Genomic DNA, 18684 nt, shown 5'->3' on the forward strand with positions numbered 1-18684 from the left:
GAGGAATTCCTACTGTTCGGCGGTTTCGACGCCTTCGCTCACCACCTGCAGGTGCAGGGTGTGGGCCATGGCAATGATGGCCTGGACGATTTCCCGGTCCTTGAGGCTGCCGGGCACATCCTGCAGGAAGGTGCGGTCGATCTTCAGCACGTCCAGCGGCAGGCGCTTGAGGTAGGCCAGCGATGAGTAACCGGTGCCGAAGTCATCGATCGACAGCGCCACGCCCTGGCTGCGGATGCGCTTGAGCAGGCAAACCGTGTGCTGGATATCGCCCATCAGCGCATTCTCGGTCACTTCCAGTTCCAGGTGCTGCGGCGCCATGCCGGCGTGACGCAGCGCCATCTCCACCTCGTTGGGCAGCGCATCGTGGCCCAGGGTCACCGCCGAGCAATTGACCGTGACCTTGAGGTTGGCGAACCCGTGGCGCTGCAATTGGGCCAGGTCTTCGCAGGCGTGGCGCAGCACCCACAGGTCGAGGTCGACGATCAGGCCATTGGCCTCGGCGATGCCAATGAAACGGTCGGGCCCGAGCAGGCCGTGCTGGGGGTGTTGCCAGCGCACCAGGGCCTCCAGCTTGGCCACCTGGCCACTGCGCAGGTCGAAGATCGGCTGGTAGTGCACGCGCAGGCCGCGTTCTTCGAGCAGGGCGATGCGCAGTTCTTCTTCCAGTTGCAACTCCAGGGTGGCCCGGCTTTTCAGGCCAGCGTTGAAAAAGTGCAGGCTGTTGCGGCCACTGCCCTTGGACTGGTAAAGCGCAAGGTCGGCGTGCTTGAGCAGTTCCTCGGCGCTTTGCCCGTCATCGGGAAACAGGCTGATGCCGATGCTGGTGGTCATCACCATGCGCCGGCCGCCGACGTCGATGGGGTCTTTCATTCGCTGCATGATGCGCTGGGCCAGGTGGCGCGCTTCCTCGGGGTGATGCAGGCTGGTGACCACGCAGAACTCGTCGCCGCCGAAGCGTGCCACCAGGTCCTGGCTGCGGGTGGCAGCCTTGATGTGGTCGGCGATGACCTTGAGCAATTCATCGCCTGCGGCGTGGCCGAGGCTGTCGTTGATGCGTTTGAAATGGTCGATGTCCAGGAACATCACCGCCAGGCGGTTGTGGCTGGGGTCCTGTTCGGCCAGGCGTTCGGCGAACAGCTGGTTGAAGCCGCGGCGATTGACAAGGTTGGTCAGGGCATCGTAGTGCGCCGCCTGTTGCAACGAGGCGCGGGCCTGGTCCAGCTGGCTGAGCAGCAGGCCGTAGCGGCGCAGGTCGTCTTCCTTGCTTTGCAGCTTCTTGTCGGCCAGTGCGGCGCTGATGCTGCTGCCACTGATCAGCAAGGTGATGAAGGCCACGGTCAGGCCCAGTTGCAGGCTGTTGTCGCCGGAGGGCAGGCGCAGTGCGGTGTCGGCAGGAATCACCAGGGTCATGGCGGCCATGCCGGTGAAGTGGGTGGCGACGATACCGCCTGCCATCAGCAGGCTGGCGCCATATTTCATGGCCTGGTGCCGGGTGCCGCTGCCGTTGCGAAAGTAGCGTGCCAGCAGCAGTGCGGCCAGGCTGGTGAGCAGGGCGATGGCGGCGCTGGCCAGTAGCAGGTTGGTTTGGTAGTACTGCTGGGCGCCGGTTTGCAGCGCCGCCATGCCCACGAAGTGCATCAGCACGATGCCCATGCCGATCAGCAGCGCGCTTTGCAGGTAGTGGTGCGGGCGCATGTAGAGGCGGTCGAGGCTGTTCATCGCAAGCCAGGCCACCAGCAGGGCAATCAGCAGGGACAGGCCGGTCAGCGGCACGTCGTAATGCATCTCCAGCGGGGCCTGAAACGCCAGCATGCTGATGAAGTGCATGGCCCAGATGCCACCGGCCAGGCAGCAGGCGCCCAATGCGCGCCATTGACGCTGCGCGGCGGGGTGTTCACTGTGGGATTGGCGCTCGGCCATGTCGAGGGTGGCGAAGCAGGCGGCGCTGGCCACCGCAATGGCAATGAGGATCAGCAAGGGCTCGTGGCGGCAGTCGATGACGATACGCCCGTTTACCGGCAGTTGCGCGAACAGTTGCAGTCCCAGCCATTCCATAGCATGCCCTTCACTCGATTTCGCACGATCGAAAGGCAGTATAGGAAGAGGTGTTTAAACCTTCCTGAATAATGGCACTTTGGATGTAATGATTTGGATATGAGCGTGATAGCCAGTAGCAATATGGCGCTGCCATCACGACCTACGGGTGTTCACTATCCCTGTGGGAGCGACCGCAGGTCGCGAAAAGGGGCGCGACGCGCCCCTTCGGCCAATCACCCTGCCACAAGCACGCGAATCGCTTCCAGGCGCAACGCTGCCTTGTCGAGCATCGCCAACCCTTCCTCACGCAGCTTGCGCAGCGCCTCGATCTCGCTGTCACGCACGCTCGGGTTCACCGCTTGCAACGCGGTCAGGCGCGCCAGCTCTTCATCGGCCTCGGCGCTCAGGCGGCGCTGGGCTTCGGCCACACGCTCCACGTGGGTGGGCATGACCTTGGCCTCGCCACCACTGATGCGCTTGGCCAGCACGTCGCGCTGGGCCTGGACGAACTTGTTGGCGCTGGCCCGTGGCACGCTTTCGAGCTGGTCGTTGAGTGTTTCGAAGGCCACCCGCGAGGCCAGGTCGTTGCCGTTGGCATCGAGCAGGCAGCGCAGCGCCGCCGGCGGCAGGTAACGGCCCAGTTGCAGGCTGCGCGGTGCCACCACTTCGCTGACGAACAGCAGTTCGAGCAACACGGTGCCGGGCTTGAGCGCCTTGTTCTTGATCAGCGCCACGGCGGTGTTGCCCATCGAGCCGGACAGCACCAAGTCCATGCCGCCCTGGACCATCGGGTGTTCCCAGGTCAGGAACTGCATGTCTTCGCGCGACAGTGCCTGGGCGCGGTCGTAGGTGATGGTCACGCCCTCGTCGTCGCCCAGCGGGAAGCTGGCGTCGAGCATCTTCTCGCTTGGCTTGAGGATCAGGGCGTTTTCCGAGTGGTCTTCGCTGTCGATGCCGAACGCATCGAACAGGGTTTCCATGTAGATCGGCAGGGCGAACTGGTCGTCCTGTTCAAGAATCGCCTCGACCAGGGCCTGGCCTTCACCGGCGCCGCCGGAGTTCAGTTCCAGCAGGCGGTCACGGCCGCTGTGCAGCTCGGCCTCCAGGCGCTCGCGCTCGCCACGGGCCTCGGCCACCAGTGCGCTCCAGGCCTTGGCTTCGCTGCCTTCGAGCATCGGCAACAGGCGTGGGCCGAATTGATGCTGCAGGGCGTTGCCGGTCGGGCAGGTATTGAGGAAGGCGTTGAGGCCTTCGTGGTACCACTGGAACAGGCGCTCTTGCGGGCTGTCCTGCAGGTACGGGATGTGCAGTTCGATGGTGTGCTTCTGGCCGATGCGGTCGAGGCGGCCAATACGCTGTTCGAGCAGGTCGGGGTGGGCTGGCAGGTCGAACATCACCAGGTGATGGGCGAACTGGAAGTTGCGGCCCTCGCTGCCGATTTCCGAGCAGATCAGCACCTGGGCGCCGAACTCTTCGTCGGCGAAATAGGCGGCGGCGCGGTCACGTTCGAGAATGCTCATGCCCTCGTGGAACACCGTGGCCGGGATGCCGGAGCGCACGCGCAGGGCGTCTTCCAGGTCCATCGCGGTTTCGGCGTGGGCGCAGATCACCAGCACCTTGGTGCGCTTGAGCATCTTCAGGGTGTCGATCAGCCAGTCGACCCGCGGGTCGAAGCGCCACCAGCGGTCTTCGTCACTGACCTCGTTCTGCGCCTGGAAGGCCACTTCCGGGTACAACTCGGCACGCTCGCCAGCGGGCAGCGCCTGGTACTGCTCCGGGTTGGCCAGCGGGTAGGGGTGCAGCTGGCGCTCGGGGAAGCCCTGCACGGCGGCGCGGGTGTTGCGGAACAGCACGCGGCCGGTGCCGTGGCGGTCGAGCAGTTCGCGGATCAGGCGGGCGCTGGCCTGGGTGTCGCCGTCATTGACCGCGGCCAGCAGCGCTTCGCCCTCGGCGCCGAGGAAGCCCTGGATGGTGGCGTGGGCCTTGGGCGACAGGCGGCCTTCGTCGAGCAGTTCCTGCACCGCTTCGGCCACCGGGCGATAGTGCTCGCTTTCGGCGCGGAAGGCGGCCAGGTCGTGGAAACGGTTAGGGTCGAGCAGGCGCAGGCGTGCGAAGTGGCTGTCCTGGCCGAGCTGTTCCGGGGTGGCGGTGAGCAGCAATACGCCTGGAATCACCTGGGCCAGTTGTTCGACCAGGCCATACTCGGCGCTGACCTGGTCTTCATGCCAGACCAGGTGGTGGGCTTCGTCGACCACCATCAGGTCCCAGCCGGCGGCGAACAGGGCGTCCTGGGCCTTTTCGTCATCGACCAGCCACTCCAGGGCGACCAGCGCCAGCTGGGCATCCTCGAACGGGTTGCTGGCGTCGCTTTCGATGAAGCGCTCGGCGTCGAACAGGGCAACCTGCAGGTTGAAGCGCCGGCGCATTTCCACCAGCCACTGGTGCTGGAGGTTTTCCGGCACCAGGATCAGTACACGGCTGGCCCGGCCAGAGAGCAGTTGGCGGTGAATCACCAGGCCCGCTTCGATGGTTTTGCCCAGGCCCACTTCGTCGGCCAGCAATACCCGTGGCGCGCTGCGGTCGGCCACTTCGCGGGCGATGTGCAGCTGGTGGGCGATCGGTTGCGCACGGCAACCACCCAGGCCCCACAGCGACGACTGCATCTGCTTGCTGGTGTGGTGCAGGGTGTTGTAGCGCAGGCTGAACCACGACAGCGGGTCGATCTGCCCGGCGAACAGGCGGTCGCTGGCCAGGCGGAACTGAATGAAGTTCGACAGCTGGGTTTCCGGCAAGGTGCGTGCCTGGTTCTGCCCATCGAGGCCGTGGTAGACCATCAGGCCGTCGATGTCCTCGACCTCGCGCACGGTGAGTTTCCAGCCTTCGAAATGGGTGATCTGGTCACCTGGCGAGAAACGCACGCGGGTCAAGGGTGCATTGCGCAGGGAATACTGACGGGTGTCGCCAGTGGCCGGATAGAGCACGGTCAACAGGCGGCCATCCTGCGCCAGGATGGTTCCCAGGCCGAGCTCTGCTTCGCTGTCGCTGATCCAGCGTTGCCCCGGTTGATACTGCTGCGCCATACTGCCTGAACTCCCGCGATGAAAAAGCTGGCTATGGTAACGGATAGGCCGGACGGACCATAGACCAGAAGTCCATCAGTCTAGCTGTTTCATCGCAGATTACCGTCAGGCTGACGAGGGCTACGCAACGATATGCCGCTCAAGCACCGCTGGTTGAACGTCTCCATGGCCATGGGCAGCATGCTGCTGGCCGCCTGTGATCAGAAAAACTTTGAAACCCTGCCGCCCATTCCGGTCGAGCAGCTTGAAGTGCTGGGCGTGCAGACGCCGATCAAGAGCGTGCACTTCCACGACCGCGACGGCGAAGGGCTGCTGGTGCTAAGCCGCAGTGACGGCCAGGCGGTGGATGCCGAGTCCGAGCAGGAAGTCGACAAGGTGGTGCTCAAGGCCACCCTGTACGGGCGCACGTCGGCCAGTGACGCCTTCAAGCCGCGCTGGCAGATCGAGCAGGAAACCACCTGCCCGGGGCTGGACCTGGATGTCGACTTCTACAGTGATGTCAGCGACGTCACCGACCTGAACAAGGACGGCGTTGCCGAAGTGACCGTGGCCAGCCACGCCTTCTGTGGCGGCGGCATCGACCCGCACGACATCGCCATCGAAATGCGCGAAGGGCAGGCCAGCTACACCATCACCGGCCATTCGCTGATTACCCCGGCGGGTGAAGAGCCGATCGGCGGCGACCGGGAAGACAGCGCCTCGTTGAAAAACGCCCCGCAGGTGCTGCGCGATCACCTGGACGCGGTGTGGCAGCAGGTTTACAAGCGGCCCTGGAGCGAAACCAGCCCGCCGCCGGACGACGAACCGGACGACGACGCCCAATAGCGGCTGTCTATACTGGCAGGGCGCGACCGATACCGGGCGCGCCTGTTTTCCCTAAAGCTGGCTCAAGGATGGCCGATACAGTAGGCACAGGAGAATTTCCATGTTGCCGCCGATCATTCCGCTCAGTGCCGCCCCCGTGACCTCGCAGCAGGACCCGGTGAAACCGCCACCCGACATCAAGCCGGTGGTGCCGGTACAGCCGTCGTCCAATGAAAGTGCCATCGACCTCAAGCAGCAGCGCGACCCGCAAGAGCAGGCCTTGTTGCTGCGAGAAGAACAGCGCCGCCAGCGCCAGCGGCGCAATGGCAAGGGCGATGCCGAGCGCTACAGCGCCGTGCCGGGTGATGAGGTCAATGCTGACAATACCGTGCCGGTGGCGCCCCTGATGGGCGAGCACCCGCGCCAGGGTCTGCTGGTGGATATCGAAGTCTGACGCGGGGCTGGTCACGGCCGGCCCCTGGCTTCATCATGCAGCTCTCTGTTGATCGTCGAGCCCACCCATGAGCCAAGACAACCTCATCGATTTCGATGCCGAGCGCGCCAAGCGCATCCATGACCTCAAGGAAAAGCGCCTGAACGAAGTGCGCCAGGCCTTCGAGCAGGCCATGCCGCTGGCCACGGCGAAGAAGAAAAAGCCCAAGGGCAAGCCCAAGAAGCGCTGAAACTTGACGCAGGTCAACCCTGCGCCCGCCTCGCGTGCCCGGTCCCGGGCACCATTGATCCCGGTCAATTTTCCCCGCCCTCGAATTCGTTACCTTGCATCCATCGGACAACGGCGAACGAATCGGGAGGCCAGCATGTTCTTCGACAATGTGGTTATCGCGGGTGTGGTAACGGTCGGGTTGATGTTCGCATTCTTTGCCGGTCTGGGCATTTTCATCTGGAAGGACTCGCACAAGCGCAAGCCGCGCTGACCTTTCGGGTACACGAGCACGCAAGGCATTTAGGGCGACTTCGGTCGCCTATTTTTTTGCCTGAATGATTTGCATGGGCTGTGCCGGCCCTATCGCAGGCAAGCCTGCTCCTACAGGGACAGTGAATGCCGGGGATCACGCGATCCCTGTAGGAGCAGGCTTGCCTGCGATAGGGCTATAGATGATTAGCTAGCTAATTATTCGTCCCCGCATTATCCTCCCCCAGGTTGTCTATCGTTTAACTAACCTCCACCCGCAAGGTCCGATTCGTGCCCATCACCTTCCAGGCCCTGTTCGCACCCAGCAGCCCAGCCCTGAAGTTCGCCATCAAGACCGTGCTCGGCGGCGGCCTGGCGTTGTGGCTGGCCATGCGCTGGGGGTTGGAGCAGCCATCGTGGGCGTTGATGACCGCGTTCATCGTGGCCCAGCCGCTGTCGGGCATGGTGGTGCAGAAGGGCCTGGCGCGGCTGGCCGGCACCCTGGTCGGCACCTTCATGTCGGTGGTGTTCATCGGCCTGTTCGCCCAAACGCCTTGGCTGTTCCTGATAACCCTGGCGCTGTGGCTGGCCCTGTGCACGGCAGCCTCGACCCAACTGCGCAGTGCCTGGGCCTATGCCTTCGTGCTGGCCGGTTACACCGCCGCAATCATCGCCCTGCCATCGATCGACCACCCCCTGAACGTGTTCGACCAGGCGGTGGCCCGGTGTACCGAAATCAGCCTGGGCATCTGCTGCGCCACGGCCACCAGCGCCTTGCTCTGGCCCATGCGCGTGGAGCAGCAACTGGCCGGGCAGGCGCGCCAGGCCTGGCAGAACGGGCTACAGGCAGCCAGCGCCATGCTCGCCGGCGAGGACGAGGCGCGCAAAGGCCTGCTCGATAGCCTGGGGCGTATCGTTGCCATCGATACCCAGCGCGAGCACGCCTGGTTCGAAGGCCCGCGCGGGCGCCTGCGGGCCAAGGCCATCAGCAGCCTGAGCCAGCAACTGATGGTACTGCTGCGCATTTCGCGCTCGGTGCGCCGGCAATGGCGGCAACTGGACCCACAGCAGGCCGGGCGCCTGGCGCCGTGGCTGGGCGATGTGCGTGCGCAACTGGCCAGCCCCGATTCGGCCAGCCTGCTGGTGCTGCGCCAGCGCATCTGGGACGCCGCCCAGGCCGAGCACATCAGCTCTGCCGAGCATTACTGCCTGGCCCGCATGGCCCTGCTGCTCGATTACGCCATGGCCGCGACCCAGGCCATGGACGCTGTGGAGGCGGGCAGGGCGCCCCGGGATACCGCCCAGGGCCTGGCGGTGCACCGGGACTGGTCGTTGGCGTTGCTGTTCGGTTCCCGCAGCGCGTTGGCCTTCCTGGTGATGAGCAGCTTCTGGCTGGCCACGGCCTGGCCCTCGGCGCCCGGCGGCCTGGTGCTGACCTGCGTAGTCTGCAGCCTGTTCGCCAGCCGTGAGAACGGCGCGCAGATCGGCCTGAGCTTTCTGCGCGGGATTTTCCTGGCGATTCCGGCGGCGTTCCTGGTGGGGCAGATCATCCTGCCGCAATGGAGCAGCTTCGCCTTGCTCTGCCTGGGCATGGGCGTGCCTCTGTTTCTCGGCGCCCTGGGCATGGCCCACCCGCGCACCGGGGCTACGGCGACGTCCTACTGCCTGCATTTCATCGTGCTGGTGGCACCGCTGAACCACATGAGTTTCGGCGTTGCCAGCATGCTCAACAGCGCCTTGGCCATGCTGATGGGCGTGGGCGCGGCGGTGTTGGCGTTCAGGCTGCTGGTGTTCCGCCACCCGGCCTGGCTGGGCCGGCGCCTGCGGGCAGCAACCATGGGCGACCTGGTGCGGCTTACCCGGCGCGACCTGCGCGGCGCCGACAGTTGGTTTGGCGGGCGCATGGCCGACCGCCTGATGCAGTTGGCGCGCCATGCCAGTGAATTGCCGGCCACCGAACGCAAGCGCTGGGACGATGGCCTGCACAGCCTGGACATCGGTGACGAGCTGGTACACCTGCGCATGTGCCTGGCCGTGGCCCAGGCGCCGCTGGGCGGTGCCGAGCGGGATTTCCTGCAGCAGGTGGAAGCAGTGCTGGCCAAGGGCCCGGCGGTTGGCCGCGAGCAGCGCCTGGACGGCGCCAGCGAGCAGTTCCTGGCCGCCTTGCAGCGCCAGCCGGCCAGCGACCCTTTGCGCCTGGCCCAGGGCGCGGTACTGCAGTTGCGCAAGAGTTGGGGCAAATGGTGCCGTGCCCAGGAGGATGCCCATGGGGCTGCGTGAATGGGCGTTGGGCGGTGTGCTGCTCAGCCCGTTTCTGATTTATGTACTGATGGCGCTGGCGCTCACCGGGGTGTTGCGCCTGTTGGTGCAAGCCACCCCCCTGGGGCGCTGGATCTGGCATGAGGCGCTGTTCGACGCAGCGCTGTTCGTGTGTGTGCTGTACCTGGTGGTTCGCCTGCTGGGGCCTTTGTAAGGAGTGATTCGATGCGTGCCGTGGTGCGTACCCTGGTGACCCTGTGTGTGGTCGCCCTTGCCGTTCTGGCCGGCTATGAACTCTGGCGCTACTACATGCTCACGCCCTGGACGCGCGATGCGCGGGTGCGCGCCGATGTGGTGGTGATTGCCCCGGACGTGTCGGGCTGGGTGCGCGAGCTCAAGGTGCAGGACAACCAGCCGGTCAAGGCGGGCGACCTGTTGATGAGTATCGACCGCGAGCGCTTCCAGGCGGCCTTCGACCAAGCCAGTGCGGTGGCCGAAACCCGCGCCCAGCAGTTGCACCTGCGCGAGCGTGAAGCCGCCCGGCGCAAGGCCCTTGGGCCGGAGGCGATCAGCGCCGAGCTGCGCGAGAATGCCCAGATCAACGCCGCCATCGCCCGTGGCGACCTGCACGAGGCTGAGGCGCAATTGCAGGTGGCCAAGATCAACCTCGCCCGCAGCGAAGTCCGCGCGCCGCGCAACGGCCATATCACCAACCTGCGCCTGGCCCAGGGCAACTACGTCAATACTGGGCAGTCGGTGATGGCCCTGGTGGACGATTCGACCTTCTATATCCAGGCCTACTTCGAGGAAACCAAGCTGCCGCGCATCCGCGTGGGCGATTCGGTGAAGGTCTGGCTGATGGGGGCGGGCGAACCGATGCAGGGGCATGTCGAGAGCATCAGCCGCGGCATCACCGACAGCAACAGCAACCCGGATGGCCAACTGTTGCCGGTGGTGGAGCCGACCTTCAACTGGGTGCGGCTGGCCCAGCGCATACCGGTGCGCATCCGCCTGGACCAGATTCCCGAGGGCATGACCCTGAGTGCAGGTATGACGGCCAGCGTGCAGGTGCATGAGGACCAATGAGGTGGCAGCCCGTAGGCGCGAGCAACAGGCCCTACAGGAACATCCCGCCAGAAACCTCCAGCCGCTGCCCGGTAATCCAGCCATTACCCTCATCCAGCAACAGGGCAATCGCTGCGCCGATGTCGTCCGGCAACCCGGCCCGCCCCAGGGCGGTATTGCTGGCGACGAAGGCATTGAGCTGGCGATTGTCACGCACGGCGCCACCACCAAAGTCGGTTTCGATCGCCCCAGGTGCCAGGATGTTCACCCGAATTCCCCGCGCACCGAGTTCCTTGGCCTGGTAGCGGGTTAGCACCTCCATGGCGCCCTTCATCGCCGCATAGGCGGCGTACCCCGGCAGCGAGAAACGGGCAAGCCCGGAGGAGATGTTGACGATCCGCCCGCCATCGACCAGCAGTGGTAGCAGGTGCTGGGTGAGGAAGAACGGCCCTTTGAACTGGATGTTCACCAACTGGTCGAACTGCGCCTCGCTGGTTTCGCTGAAGGGGGCATGCAGGCCGATACCGGCGTTGTTCACCAGAAAGTCAAAGTCTTTGCGGCCGAATTGCTGCTGCAGGGTGTTCCCCAAGCGTTCGGCAAAGCCGCCGAAGCTGCTGCTGTCACTGACATCGAGCTGAAGCATGGCGGCGTTCGCTCCGGCCTGTTGCAGTTGGCCGGCCACCGCCTGGGCCTCGTCGGCCTTGCTGTGGTAGGTGCCGATGATGTCGATGCCGCGGGCGGCCAGGTGCTCGGCAGCATTGCGGCCCAGGCCGCGGCTGGCGCCGGTGATCAGTGCAATTTTGCGGGTCATGGCGATATCCCTCATGGGTGGCTGATGAGGCACAGGTTATTGGTCGTCATGGGGCTGTTAAATCCAGCCAAACCGGAAATACTGTTCCTTTAAACCGAACAATTGGGCGGCTGATGAACAAGCTTGAGCTGTTGCGTACCTTCGTTCGTGTCAGCGAGGTGAGCAGTTTTACCGTGGCGGCCGACAGCCTGGGCCTGCCGCGCTCAACGGTGTCCGAGCAGGTGAGGGCGCTGGAGCAGCTACTTGGCACGCGCCTGTTCAACCGCACCACGCGGCGCGTTCAGGCCACCCAGGACGGGGCGTTGCTGTATGAACGCAGCAAGGACCTGCTGTCGGGCATGGACGAGATCGAGAGCCTGTTCCGCGCCGACGACGTCGAACTGACCGGCTGCCTGCGAGTGGACATGCCAACGATGATGGCCCGGCGCGTAATCATTCCAGCCCTGCCGCAGTTTCTTGAGCGCTTCCCACGGCTGGAGGTGGAAATCAGCTGCACCGACCGCCAGGTCGACCTGCTGCGCGAGGGCTTCGACTGCGTGATGCGTATCGGTGCGCTCAGCGACCTGGACGTGGTGGCCCGGCCAGTGGGCCAACTGAGCATGCGCAACTTCGCAAGCCCGGGCTACCTGGCCCGCCACGGTGTGCCACTGGCCCTGGCGGACCTGGCCGAACACCGGCTGGTGCATTACGTGCGTAACCTGGGCGCACGCAGCGCCGGTTTCGAATACCAGCTCGATGGCCAGGTTCATTACCAGGCCATGGCCGGTGTGGTCACGGTGAACAATGCCGAGGCGTACTCGGCGGCCTGCCTTGCCGGGCTCGGGCTGATCCAGGCGCCGGCGGTGGGCGCGGCGGAGCACATGGCCCGGGGCGAACTGGTCAGCGTGCTGGACGCCTGGCACGCGCCGGCCATGCCGGTGTCGTTGCTGTATGCCCGGCAACGCCATGTGCCGCGCCGGGTGCAGGCGTTCATGAACTGGCTGGCGGCACTGCTGGCGCCACAGGTCGACCGGCTGGCCGGTGAGGAAAAACCTTGGCGAAGCGAAGGCCATCTGCGCTAGGCTGGCACCGTGCATCGCCCATCAGAGGCGAGCGCTACCTGCCTGGCGTGCGTCACTTCCATTGAATTGCGAGGTTACGTCATGGCCATCACTTCCCAGGACATCTGCAGCGCCGCCGACCGGCTAAAAGGCTTTGTCGGTTTTCATGGCAAGCGCGGTGTTCATATCGTGCGGTTTTCCGAGGACGCGTTCGGCATGGACGTGGCGGATGACAGCATCACCCCATGCAACGAGTTCGTCTGGCGGCCCGAGCAGGGCGCGCGCATGGCGCTGTGCAGGGCGCGGTTGGGGCTGTTGCTGGAGCAGCATGTGGATGACCGGTTGAACATTGGTGAGCCGCTGCGTATTTACCTGCGGCGGGAGGATCTGCCGGAAATCGTCGCCGAACGTTCGTTGCGCTGAACCTGTGCTGGCCTTTTCGCGGGGCAAGCCCGCTCCTACAGGCCGGTGATTACCCTGTAGGAGCGGGCTTGCCCCGCGCAAGGGCCACCCCTGGCCCCTGCTGCAACAATGCCTCGAACGCCGCCCGCTCCACGGGCCGACTCAGGTAGTACCCCTGCACCTCATGGCACCTGTCCCGGGTCAGCGCCTGCAACTGTTGCTCGGTTTCCACCCCTTCGGCCGTTACCGTCAAACCCATCGCCTCGCCCAGGTTGATGATCGCCTGCACCACCGCCCGGTCGGTGCTGTTGGCATTGCCCAGCCCGGCAATGAAGCGCTTGTCGATCTTGATGCTGTCGAACGGGTAGGTGCGCAGGTAACCCAGCGATGAATAGCCGGTGCCGAAATCGTCCATGTTCAGCCGTACGCCCAGTTCCTTGAGGGCGAGCATGGTGCCCAGGGCGCCCTCGATATCGTTGAGCATCACGTTCTCGGTAATCTCAAGTTCCAGGCGCTGGGCCGGGAAGCCGGTTTCCAGCAGGATATCGCGCACATCGCTGACCACGTCGCTGCGCAGGAACTGCGCCGGCGACAGGTTCACCGACACCAGCAGCGGCTGCGGCCACCCCTGGGCGCTGCGGCAGGCCTCGCGCAGCACCCAGCGGCCGAGGGTCACGATCAGCTCGCTTTGCTCGGCCAGCGGGATGAAGGTGTCGGGGCCCAGCAAGCCCTCCTGCGGGTGCTGCCAGCGCAGCAGCGCCTCGACCGATACGATGCGCAGGTCGCCCAGGCGGTAGCGGGGCTGGTAATAAAGCACGAATTCGTCGTGCTTCAGCGCCCGGCGCAGGTCGTTTTCCAGCTGGCGACGGTACTGGATCTGCTGGTTCATTTCCGGTGCGAAGTAGCGCCAGGTGTTCTTGCCGTCAGCCTTGGCCTGGTACAGGGCGATATCCGCGCAACGAATCAGCTCGCCCGCATCGAAGCCCTGGGTGCGGGTTTGGGCGATGCCGAGGCTGGCACCCACCTGCAGGGGCTGGTCCTCGAAGGTGATCGGTTGCCGCAGCAATTCGATCAGCCGCCGGCACATCCGGTCGACCTCGCTGCGGTTGTCCAGGCCAGCCAGCACCAGGACGAATTCGTCGCCTCCCAGGCGCGCGACCAGGTCGCCGTCGCGGGTGGTGTCGCGCAGGCGTGCGGCTACTTCCTGCAGCACGGCATCGCCGGCGCCATGGCCGAGGGAGTCGTTGATCGGCTTGAAGTCGTCCAGGTCGAGCAGCAGCAAGGTCAGTGGCGCTGAATCAGCGCCGCGCAGCAACGCCTGTTCCAGGTGGCGCGCCAGCTTGTTGCGGTTGGCCAGGCCCGTCAGCGGGTCGTGCAGGGAAAGGTGCTGGATGCGTGCGTGGGCGGCCACTTCGTCGGTGATATCGCTGGCTGTACCGCGAAAGCCGGCGAGCTTGCCGTCATACAGGATCGCCCGTGCCGAAATTCGGCAGTAGCGGTTCTGGCCGTTGTGGTCGCGGTAGGCGCAGCGCAGGTTGGCGGGCTGCTCGTTGTCGGCGTCGGCCTGGGCGTCGAGCCAGGGCGAGAGGGGCGTGGTGTCACAGCTGAGCAGCAGGTTCAGGGGCTGGCCCAGCCAGGTGTCTACCGGGTTGCCGGTTACCCTGACAAACCGTTGCGACAGATAGGTCAGCCGTTGCTGTCGGTCGGTTTCCCAGATCCAGTCGGAGGCCGCTTCGGCGACTGCACGAAAACGCTGCTCGCTGGCCTCCAGGGCGTGGTTGCTCTGGCGCAGGTGTTCAAGGCTGGTGTCGATGGCGCGCGAGCTGCGCAAGGCATGGCGGAACAGGTAGAGCATCACCAGGCCCAGCACCAGCAAGGCGCAGACCAGCGGTGGCAGCAGGGCCCAGAGCAGTTGCCGCCCCGGCAGCGGGCTGGCCCAGGCCAGGCGGTAACCGGTATCGCCCAGGGCAATGTGCTGGTGGCCCGGTTCGTTGGCCTCGTGCTGTTCCACGTGCATGTGCGCAAGGCCAGCGCTGGCGCCCAGGTGTTCAAGCTTCTGCTCGGTCAGTTGGTCGACGAACAGCATCACCGGTGCCTGGCTGACTTCCTGGGCGGTGACCTCGCGGTCAGGCCGTACTGCCGCCGCCGTGAGCACGGCAGGGCGGTTGTTGAAGATGACGAAGCGGGTGATCTGCTCACGGCTGCTGGCGGCTGCGCGGGCCTGGGCGATGATCGGCCCCAGGGGCGCCTCGATGAAGCTGTCGGCTGCGGCCTGGGTTGGCGCGCCCTTGAACAGGGCGTAGGAGGTGCGCTGGTCGTCGATCACGAACACGCCTTCGTAACCACTGGCGCTGTACAGCGACTCGCCGACATTCTTCTGCTCAAAGGCCCACTGCCAGTCGACCTTGCCTGCCAGGTGCTCATAGGCGGCGTCCCACACGGCGTAGCTGGACAGGAACTGGCGCGAGGCCAGCAGCCGCTGTTCCAGGGCCTGGGTGGCGTGGAAGGCGCTGCGCTGCTGTTCCTGCTGGTCGAGGGTGCTGGCAATGTTGAACAGGGCACCAAGGGTGACCAGGCAAGCCAGGCCAAACACGGCGCAGAAGCCGGCAATCAAGCGGCGGACGGGTAGACGAGGGGTAGGGCTGGCGGTCCTGGCCATGCGCGAGCGGCTCCGTGCTGACTGCAGTCCCTCGCCGAGTGGTCAGCCTAGGGATTCAATCAGGATAGGCCAGGCGCAGCGTAGTGACCTCGCCAGCGGCGAAATTGACCTGATCGCGGCCACGGCGCTTGGCGCTGTAGAGTGCCTGGTCGGCCTGCTCCAGCCAGTGTTCGGGCGACTGCAGCTGCGGTTGGAAGGCCGACAGGCCGATGCTCAGGCTGATGCGCAGGTGTGGCAGTTGCGGGTTGCGGTAATTGCCAACCCGTTCGCGCAGGCGCTCCATGGCCTGGCAGGCCTGGTCTTCGCGGGTGCCGGGCAGGATCACGCAGAACTCGTCGCCACCATAGCGCCCGGCCTGGTCGCCCTCGCGCAGGTTGCGCTTGAGCTCTTCGCTGAGCTGGCGCAGTACGCAGTCGCCCACCACGTGGCCGAAGGTGTCGTTGATGGTCTTGAAGTGGTCGATGTCGATCAAGGCGATCACCGCTGCCTGCTGTTGCTGCTGGCAGGCCTGGAAGCGCAGCAGCAGCAAGTCTTTCCACGCGCCGTGGTTGAGCAGGCCGGTCAGGCTGTCGGTGAGGGTCAGGGCGCTGAGGCGGCGTTTGTGTTCGGCGAGCTTGATCGCCAGGCGAAAGCACACCCAGCCAAGGGCCAGCGGGTACAGCGTGAGCATGGGCAGGCAGGCGTACACCTGCAGTTGCGAGGTGTTCAATTGCAGGCCAGTGCCCAGCATCAGGCTGGCCAGCAGCATACCGGCCACCTGCGCCGCGGCGCCACGCAGCACCATGCGCCGGCCACCGGCAGCTACATTGTTCATGGTCATCATCGACAGCACGGTGACGGTGGGCAGCGGGTTGAAATGCATCGCCGCCGTCCAGAAGCCGCCCATCAGCGAGTCCAGCACCAGGTTGCGTTGTTCGGCCTGGTACGGCAGCGGAGCACGCAGCGCCCATTGGTAGGCCACATGGGGCCAGAGCAGGCCGTTGAACAGCAGCAGCACCCAGGCCCACAGCGGCAGCGACAGCGGCGCAACGGCGGCGGCCACGCTGATCAGGCCGATTCCCAGGCCAATGATGCGCGGTATATAGATACGTTTGACGAAGGAAAGGCCCTTGCCGGTGCGGTTGTCCATCATGGTTGTCGTTCTTCTGCCTTGGCGCCGTTTATCGCATAACTTGCGTGAATATTGTTGAACAGTGTTTCATCTTGGAAAAATGACCTTACAAGCCAATTCACGGTTGGTGCGATCACTGTGGGGTAACATGAAGGCTTTCCTCTTGCTTGGAGTGCTGCTGATCATGGCTCCCATGGCTAACCCTGCCGGCGAATCGGCGCCACAGCGCGATGGACGTTTTCACAACCAGGCCAGCCTGCCCCAGGACGGCGTGCTGAAGAAGCTGCGCATCGGCCTGAAGTACCTGTTCCTGCGCAAGCCGCCAGAAACCCGGCCGGCCACGGCCATCAGCGTGCAACCGATGGCCCGCCAGCAGGTGCTCGATGCACCGGACCACAGCCTATGGCGCCTGGGCCATTCCACGGTACTGCTCAAGCTGCGCGGGCGCTACTTCATTACCGACCCGGTGTTCGCCGAGCGCGCCTCGCCCGTGCAATGGGCCGGGCCCCAGCGTTTCCATGCGCCACCCCTTGGCCTGGATGAACTACCGCCGCTGGCGGCGGTGATTCTATCCCACGATCATTTCGATCATTTGGACGAGCAGGCCATTCGCCACCTGGCCACGCGCGCCGAGCGTTTCCTGGCGCCGCTTGGTGTGGGCGACCTGCTGATCGACTGGGGCGTGCCGTCGGCCAAAGTCACCCAGCTGGACTGGTGGCAGGAGGCAGAAGTGGGGGGTGTGCGCTTCGTCGCCACCCCGGGCCAGCACTTCTCGGGGCGCGGGTTGTTCGACAGCAACCGCACGCTTTGGGCATCCTGGGTGATGATCGATGACCAGACCCGGGTGTTCTTCAGCGGCGATACCGGTTACTTCGAAGGCTTTCGCCAGATTGGCGAGCGTTTCGGGCCGTTCGACCTCACCCTGATCGAAACGGGGGCCTACAACGTGGCCTGGCCCAACGTGCACATGCAACCCGAGCAGAGCCTGCAGGCGCACTTGGATTTGCGCGGGCGCTGGATGCTGCCGATCCATAACGGCACCTTCGACCTGTCGACCCATACCTGGCAGGAGCCGTTCGAGCGCATCGTCGCGTTGGCGGCGGCGGCCCAGGTTCGCTTGAGCACACCGCAGATGGGCGAGCGGGTCAGCATCGACTCACCCCACGAGGGCCAGAACTGGTGGCAGCCTCGGCCGCTCAGGGAGCGGGGCAGGGCGGCCGAGCGTGCGGTAACGGCGCGCTGAGGTTCAAGGCTGCTGTTTGTCGTTACCTTTCAATAGTTGCGACGGCGGCTTGCCGCTGTCGCTGCGTACTTGGGCGTGGCTGATCAGGGCGAAGATGAAGCTGCCGCCGATGATGTTGCCGGCCAGGGTGGGCAGGGCGAATTGCAGCCAGAAGCTGCGCCAGGTTTCTTCGCCGGCCCAGACCAGGTAAGACACTTCCACCGAGCCGACGACGATATGGGTGAAGTCGCCCAGCGCCATCAGGTAGGTGATCATCAGGATGATCCAGATCTTGGCATGCTCCATGGACGGGATCATCCACACCATGGTGGCGATCATCCAGCCCGAGACAATGCCTTTGGCGAACATCTGGCTGATGTCGTTCTTCATGACCTTGCGCCCGACTTCAAGGAAGGCCACGTCGGTTTTACTGTCGAAGATCGGCAGCTCAAGCATTACCCAGGCCACCAGCAGGGTGCCAGCCAGGTTGCCGAACAGCACTACGCCCCACAGCCGCAGTAGCCGCCCGAGGTTGGCCAGGGTTGGCGTGGTCATGACCGGCAGCACGGCAGTCAGGGTGTTTTCGGTAAACAGTTGCTGGCGCGCCAGGATCACGGCAAGAAAGCCTGCGCTGTAACCGATGCTGGCGATGACCTGGGCGCTGTCGCCTTGTGGCAGGCGGGCATAGAACAGCCCCATGGCCATCAACGAAAGGCCCATGGTCAGGCCCGCCGCCAAGGCCGACCACCACAGGGCGGCGAGCGTTCGTTCCAGTTCCTGGTCGCCCTGGTAACGAATGATCTCGTGCAGTACCGCTGCCCGAGGGGGCTGGTTGTGGCTGACCTCCTTCTCCTCGGCTGCAGACAGGCCGGGGGTTTTCTCGCTCTGGGCATCGCTCATGGCCGCTTCGCTCCGGGGGTGGTTTCTCTACAGAGCAAAGGTTCATGCATTTAGTTGCCAAGTGGCCCTGGATGAAGATTGAAAGTTTTTTCAGAACAGGGTGTTGACTCTGATTTCAAAGCGCGTATTATTCGCCTCCTCGCAGCGTTGAACGCAACGAGGCAAGCGGTAAGTTGTTGAAGTTGAACGCTTTTGAAAGAAAGCAGCTTCGAAAAAACTTCAAAATAAACGCTTGACAGCAAATGAGGAAGGCGTAGAATGCGCGCCTCGGTTGAGACGAAAAGCTCTTAACCAAACGCTCTTTAACAAATCGAATCAAGCAATTCGTGTGGGTGCTTGTGAGTACGGACTGATAGTCAAAAAGATTATCAGCATCAC

At 64.6% G+C, this 18684-nt stretch carries 16 protein-coding genes; 10 read left to right on the forward strand and 6 right to left on the reverse strand.

From position 1 onward, the window contains the following. Positions 1-9 precede the first annotated feature (9 nt). The gene (locus tag F3J45_RS27880) at positions 10-2058 is read right to left on the reverse strand and encodes a bifunctional diguanylate cyclase/phosphodiesterase (RefSeq protein ID WP_205300712.1); all 2049 of its coding nucleotides are present in this window, start codon (positions 2056-2058) and stop codon (positions 10-12) included. 215 nt (positions 2059-2273) lie between these two features. Further along, complete coding sequence (rapA, locus tag F3J45_RS27885) at positions 2274-5120, reverse strand: RNA polymerase-associated protein RapA (RefSeq protein ID WP_167070577.1); 2847 nt, start codon at positions 5118-5120, stop codon at positions 2274-2276. Positions 5121-5252: 132 nt separating this feature from the next. Here rapA and F3J45_RS27890 point away from each other — a divergent pair, with 132 nt between their 5' ends. The 7 genes from F3J45_RS27890 (at position 5253) to F3J45_RS27915 (ending at position 10182) form a co-directional block, all read left to right on the forward strand. Further along, complete coding sequence (locus F3J45_RS27890) at positions 5253-5945, forward strand: M949_RS01915 family surface polysaccharide biosynthesis protein (RefSeq protein WP_167070578.1); 693 nt, start codon at positions 5253-5255, stop codon at positions 5943-5945. Positions 5946-6045: 100 nt separating this feature from the next. Continuing rightward, positions 6046-6378, forward strand: coding sequence for an aspartate-semialdehyde dehydrogenase (locus F3J45_RS27895; protein ID WP_167070579.1), 333 nt, complete (start codon positions 6046-6048; stop codon positions 6376-6378). Positions 6379-6445: 67 nt separating this feature from the next. Beyond that, a complete protein-coding gene (locus F3J45_RS27900; protein WP_165837386.1) occupies positions 6446-6607 on the forward strand; it encodes a hypothetical protein in 162 nt (53 codons plus the stop codon). 135 nt (positions 6608-6742) lie between these two features. Continuing rightward, positions 6743-6859 (forward strand): cytochrome c oxidase subunit CcoM, encoded by a 117-nt coding sequence (gene ccoM / locus F3J45_RS30425; RefSeq protein ID WP_027918924.1) that lies wholly within the window; start codon positions 6743-6745, stop codon positions 6857-6859. Between the two features lie 269 nt (positions 6860-7128). After that, a complete protein-coding gene (locus tag F3J45_RS27905) occupies positions 7129-9117 on the forward strand; it encodes an FUSC family protein (protein ID WP_167070580.1) in 1989 nt (662 codons plus the stop codon). After that, a complete protein-coding gene (locus tag F3J45_RS27910) occupies positions 9104-9310 on the forward strand; it encodes a DUF1656 domain-containing protein (protein WP_167070581.1) in 207 nt (68 codons plus the stop codon). Before F3J45_RS27905 ends, F3J45_RS27910 begins: the two co-directional genes overlap by 14 nt. 11 nt (positions 9311-9321) lie before the next feature. Next, the gene (locus F3J45_RS27915; protein WP_167070582.1) at positions 9322-10182 is read left to right on the forward strand and encodes an HlyD family secretion protein; all 861 of its coding nucleotides are present in this window, start codon (positions 9322-9324) and stop codon (positions 10180-10182) included. 31 nt (positions 10183-10213) lie between these two features. Here the strand turns inward: F3J45_RS27915 and F3J45_RS27920 are convergent, their stop codons facing one another. Continuing rightward, positions 10214-10972, reverse strand: coding sequence for an SDR family NAD(P)-dependent oxidoreductase (locus tag F3J45_RS27920; protein WP_167070583.1), 759 nt, complete (start codon positions 10970-10972; stop codon positions 10214-10216). 113 nt (positions 10973-11085) lie between these two features. On the opposite strand from F3J45_RS27920, the gene F3J45_RS27925 reads away from it, so the two are divergent. Next, positions 11086-12033 (forward strand): LysR family transcriptional regulator, encoded by a 948-nt coding sequence (locus F3J45_RS27925; protein WP_167070584.1) that lies wholly within the window; start codon positions 11086-11088, stop codon positions 12031-12033. Positions 12034-12114: 81 nt separating this feature from the next. Next, positions 12115-12435 (forward strand): DUF2025 family protein, encoded by a 321-nt coding sequence (locus F3J45_RS27930; protein WP_167070585.1) that lies wholly within the window; start codon positions 12115-12117, stop codon positions 12433-12435. A gap of 49 nt (positions 12436-12484) precedes the next feature. On the opposite strand, the gene F3J45_RS27935 is transcribed toward F3J45_RS27930, so the two are convergent. Both F3J45_RS27935 and F3J45_RS27940 read right to left on the reverse strand, forming a co-directional pair. Beyond that, positions 12485-15073 carry an EAL domain-containing protein gene (locus F3J45_RS27935; RefSeq protein ID WP_167070586.1) on the reverse strand — a complete coding sequence of 863 codons (2589 nt, stop codon included), beginning with the start codon at positions 15071-15073 and terminating at the stop codon, positions 12485-12487. Positions 15074-15128: 55 nt separating this feature from the next. Further along, positions 15129-16205, reverse strand: coding sequence for a diguanylate cyclase (locus tag F3J45_RS27940; RefSeq protein ID WP_205300713.1), 1077 nt, complete (start codon positions 16203-16205; stop codon positions 15129-15131). A gap of 127 nt (positions 16206-16332) precedes the next feature. Between F3J45_RS27940 and F3J45_RS27945 the strand changes: the two genes are divergently transcribed. Then, the gene (locus tag F3J45_RS27945) at positions 16333-17427 is read left to right on the forward strand and encodes an MBL fold metallo-hydrolase (RefSeq protein ID WP_167070587.1); all 1095 of its coding nucleotides are present in this window, start codon (positions 16333-16335) and stop codon (positions 17425-17427) included. Between the two features lie 3 nt (positions 17428-17430). Here F3J45_RS27945 and F3J45_RS27950 read toward each other — a convergent pair whose 3' ends face one another. Beyond that, entirely contained in the window at positions 17431-18306 is an 876-nt protein-coding gene (locus F3J45_RS27950) for a formate/nitrite transporter family protein (RefSeq protein ID WP_167070588.1), read from the reverse strand. Positions 18307-18684 lie beyond the last annotated feature (378 nt).

The sequence above is a fragment of the Pantoea sp. Ap-967 genome (assembly GCF_011752565.1).
Lineage (GTDB): Bacteria > Pseudomonadota > Gammaproteobacteria > Pseudomonadales > Pseudomonadaceae > Aquipseudomonas.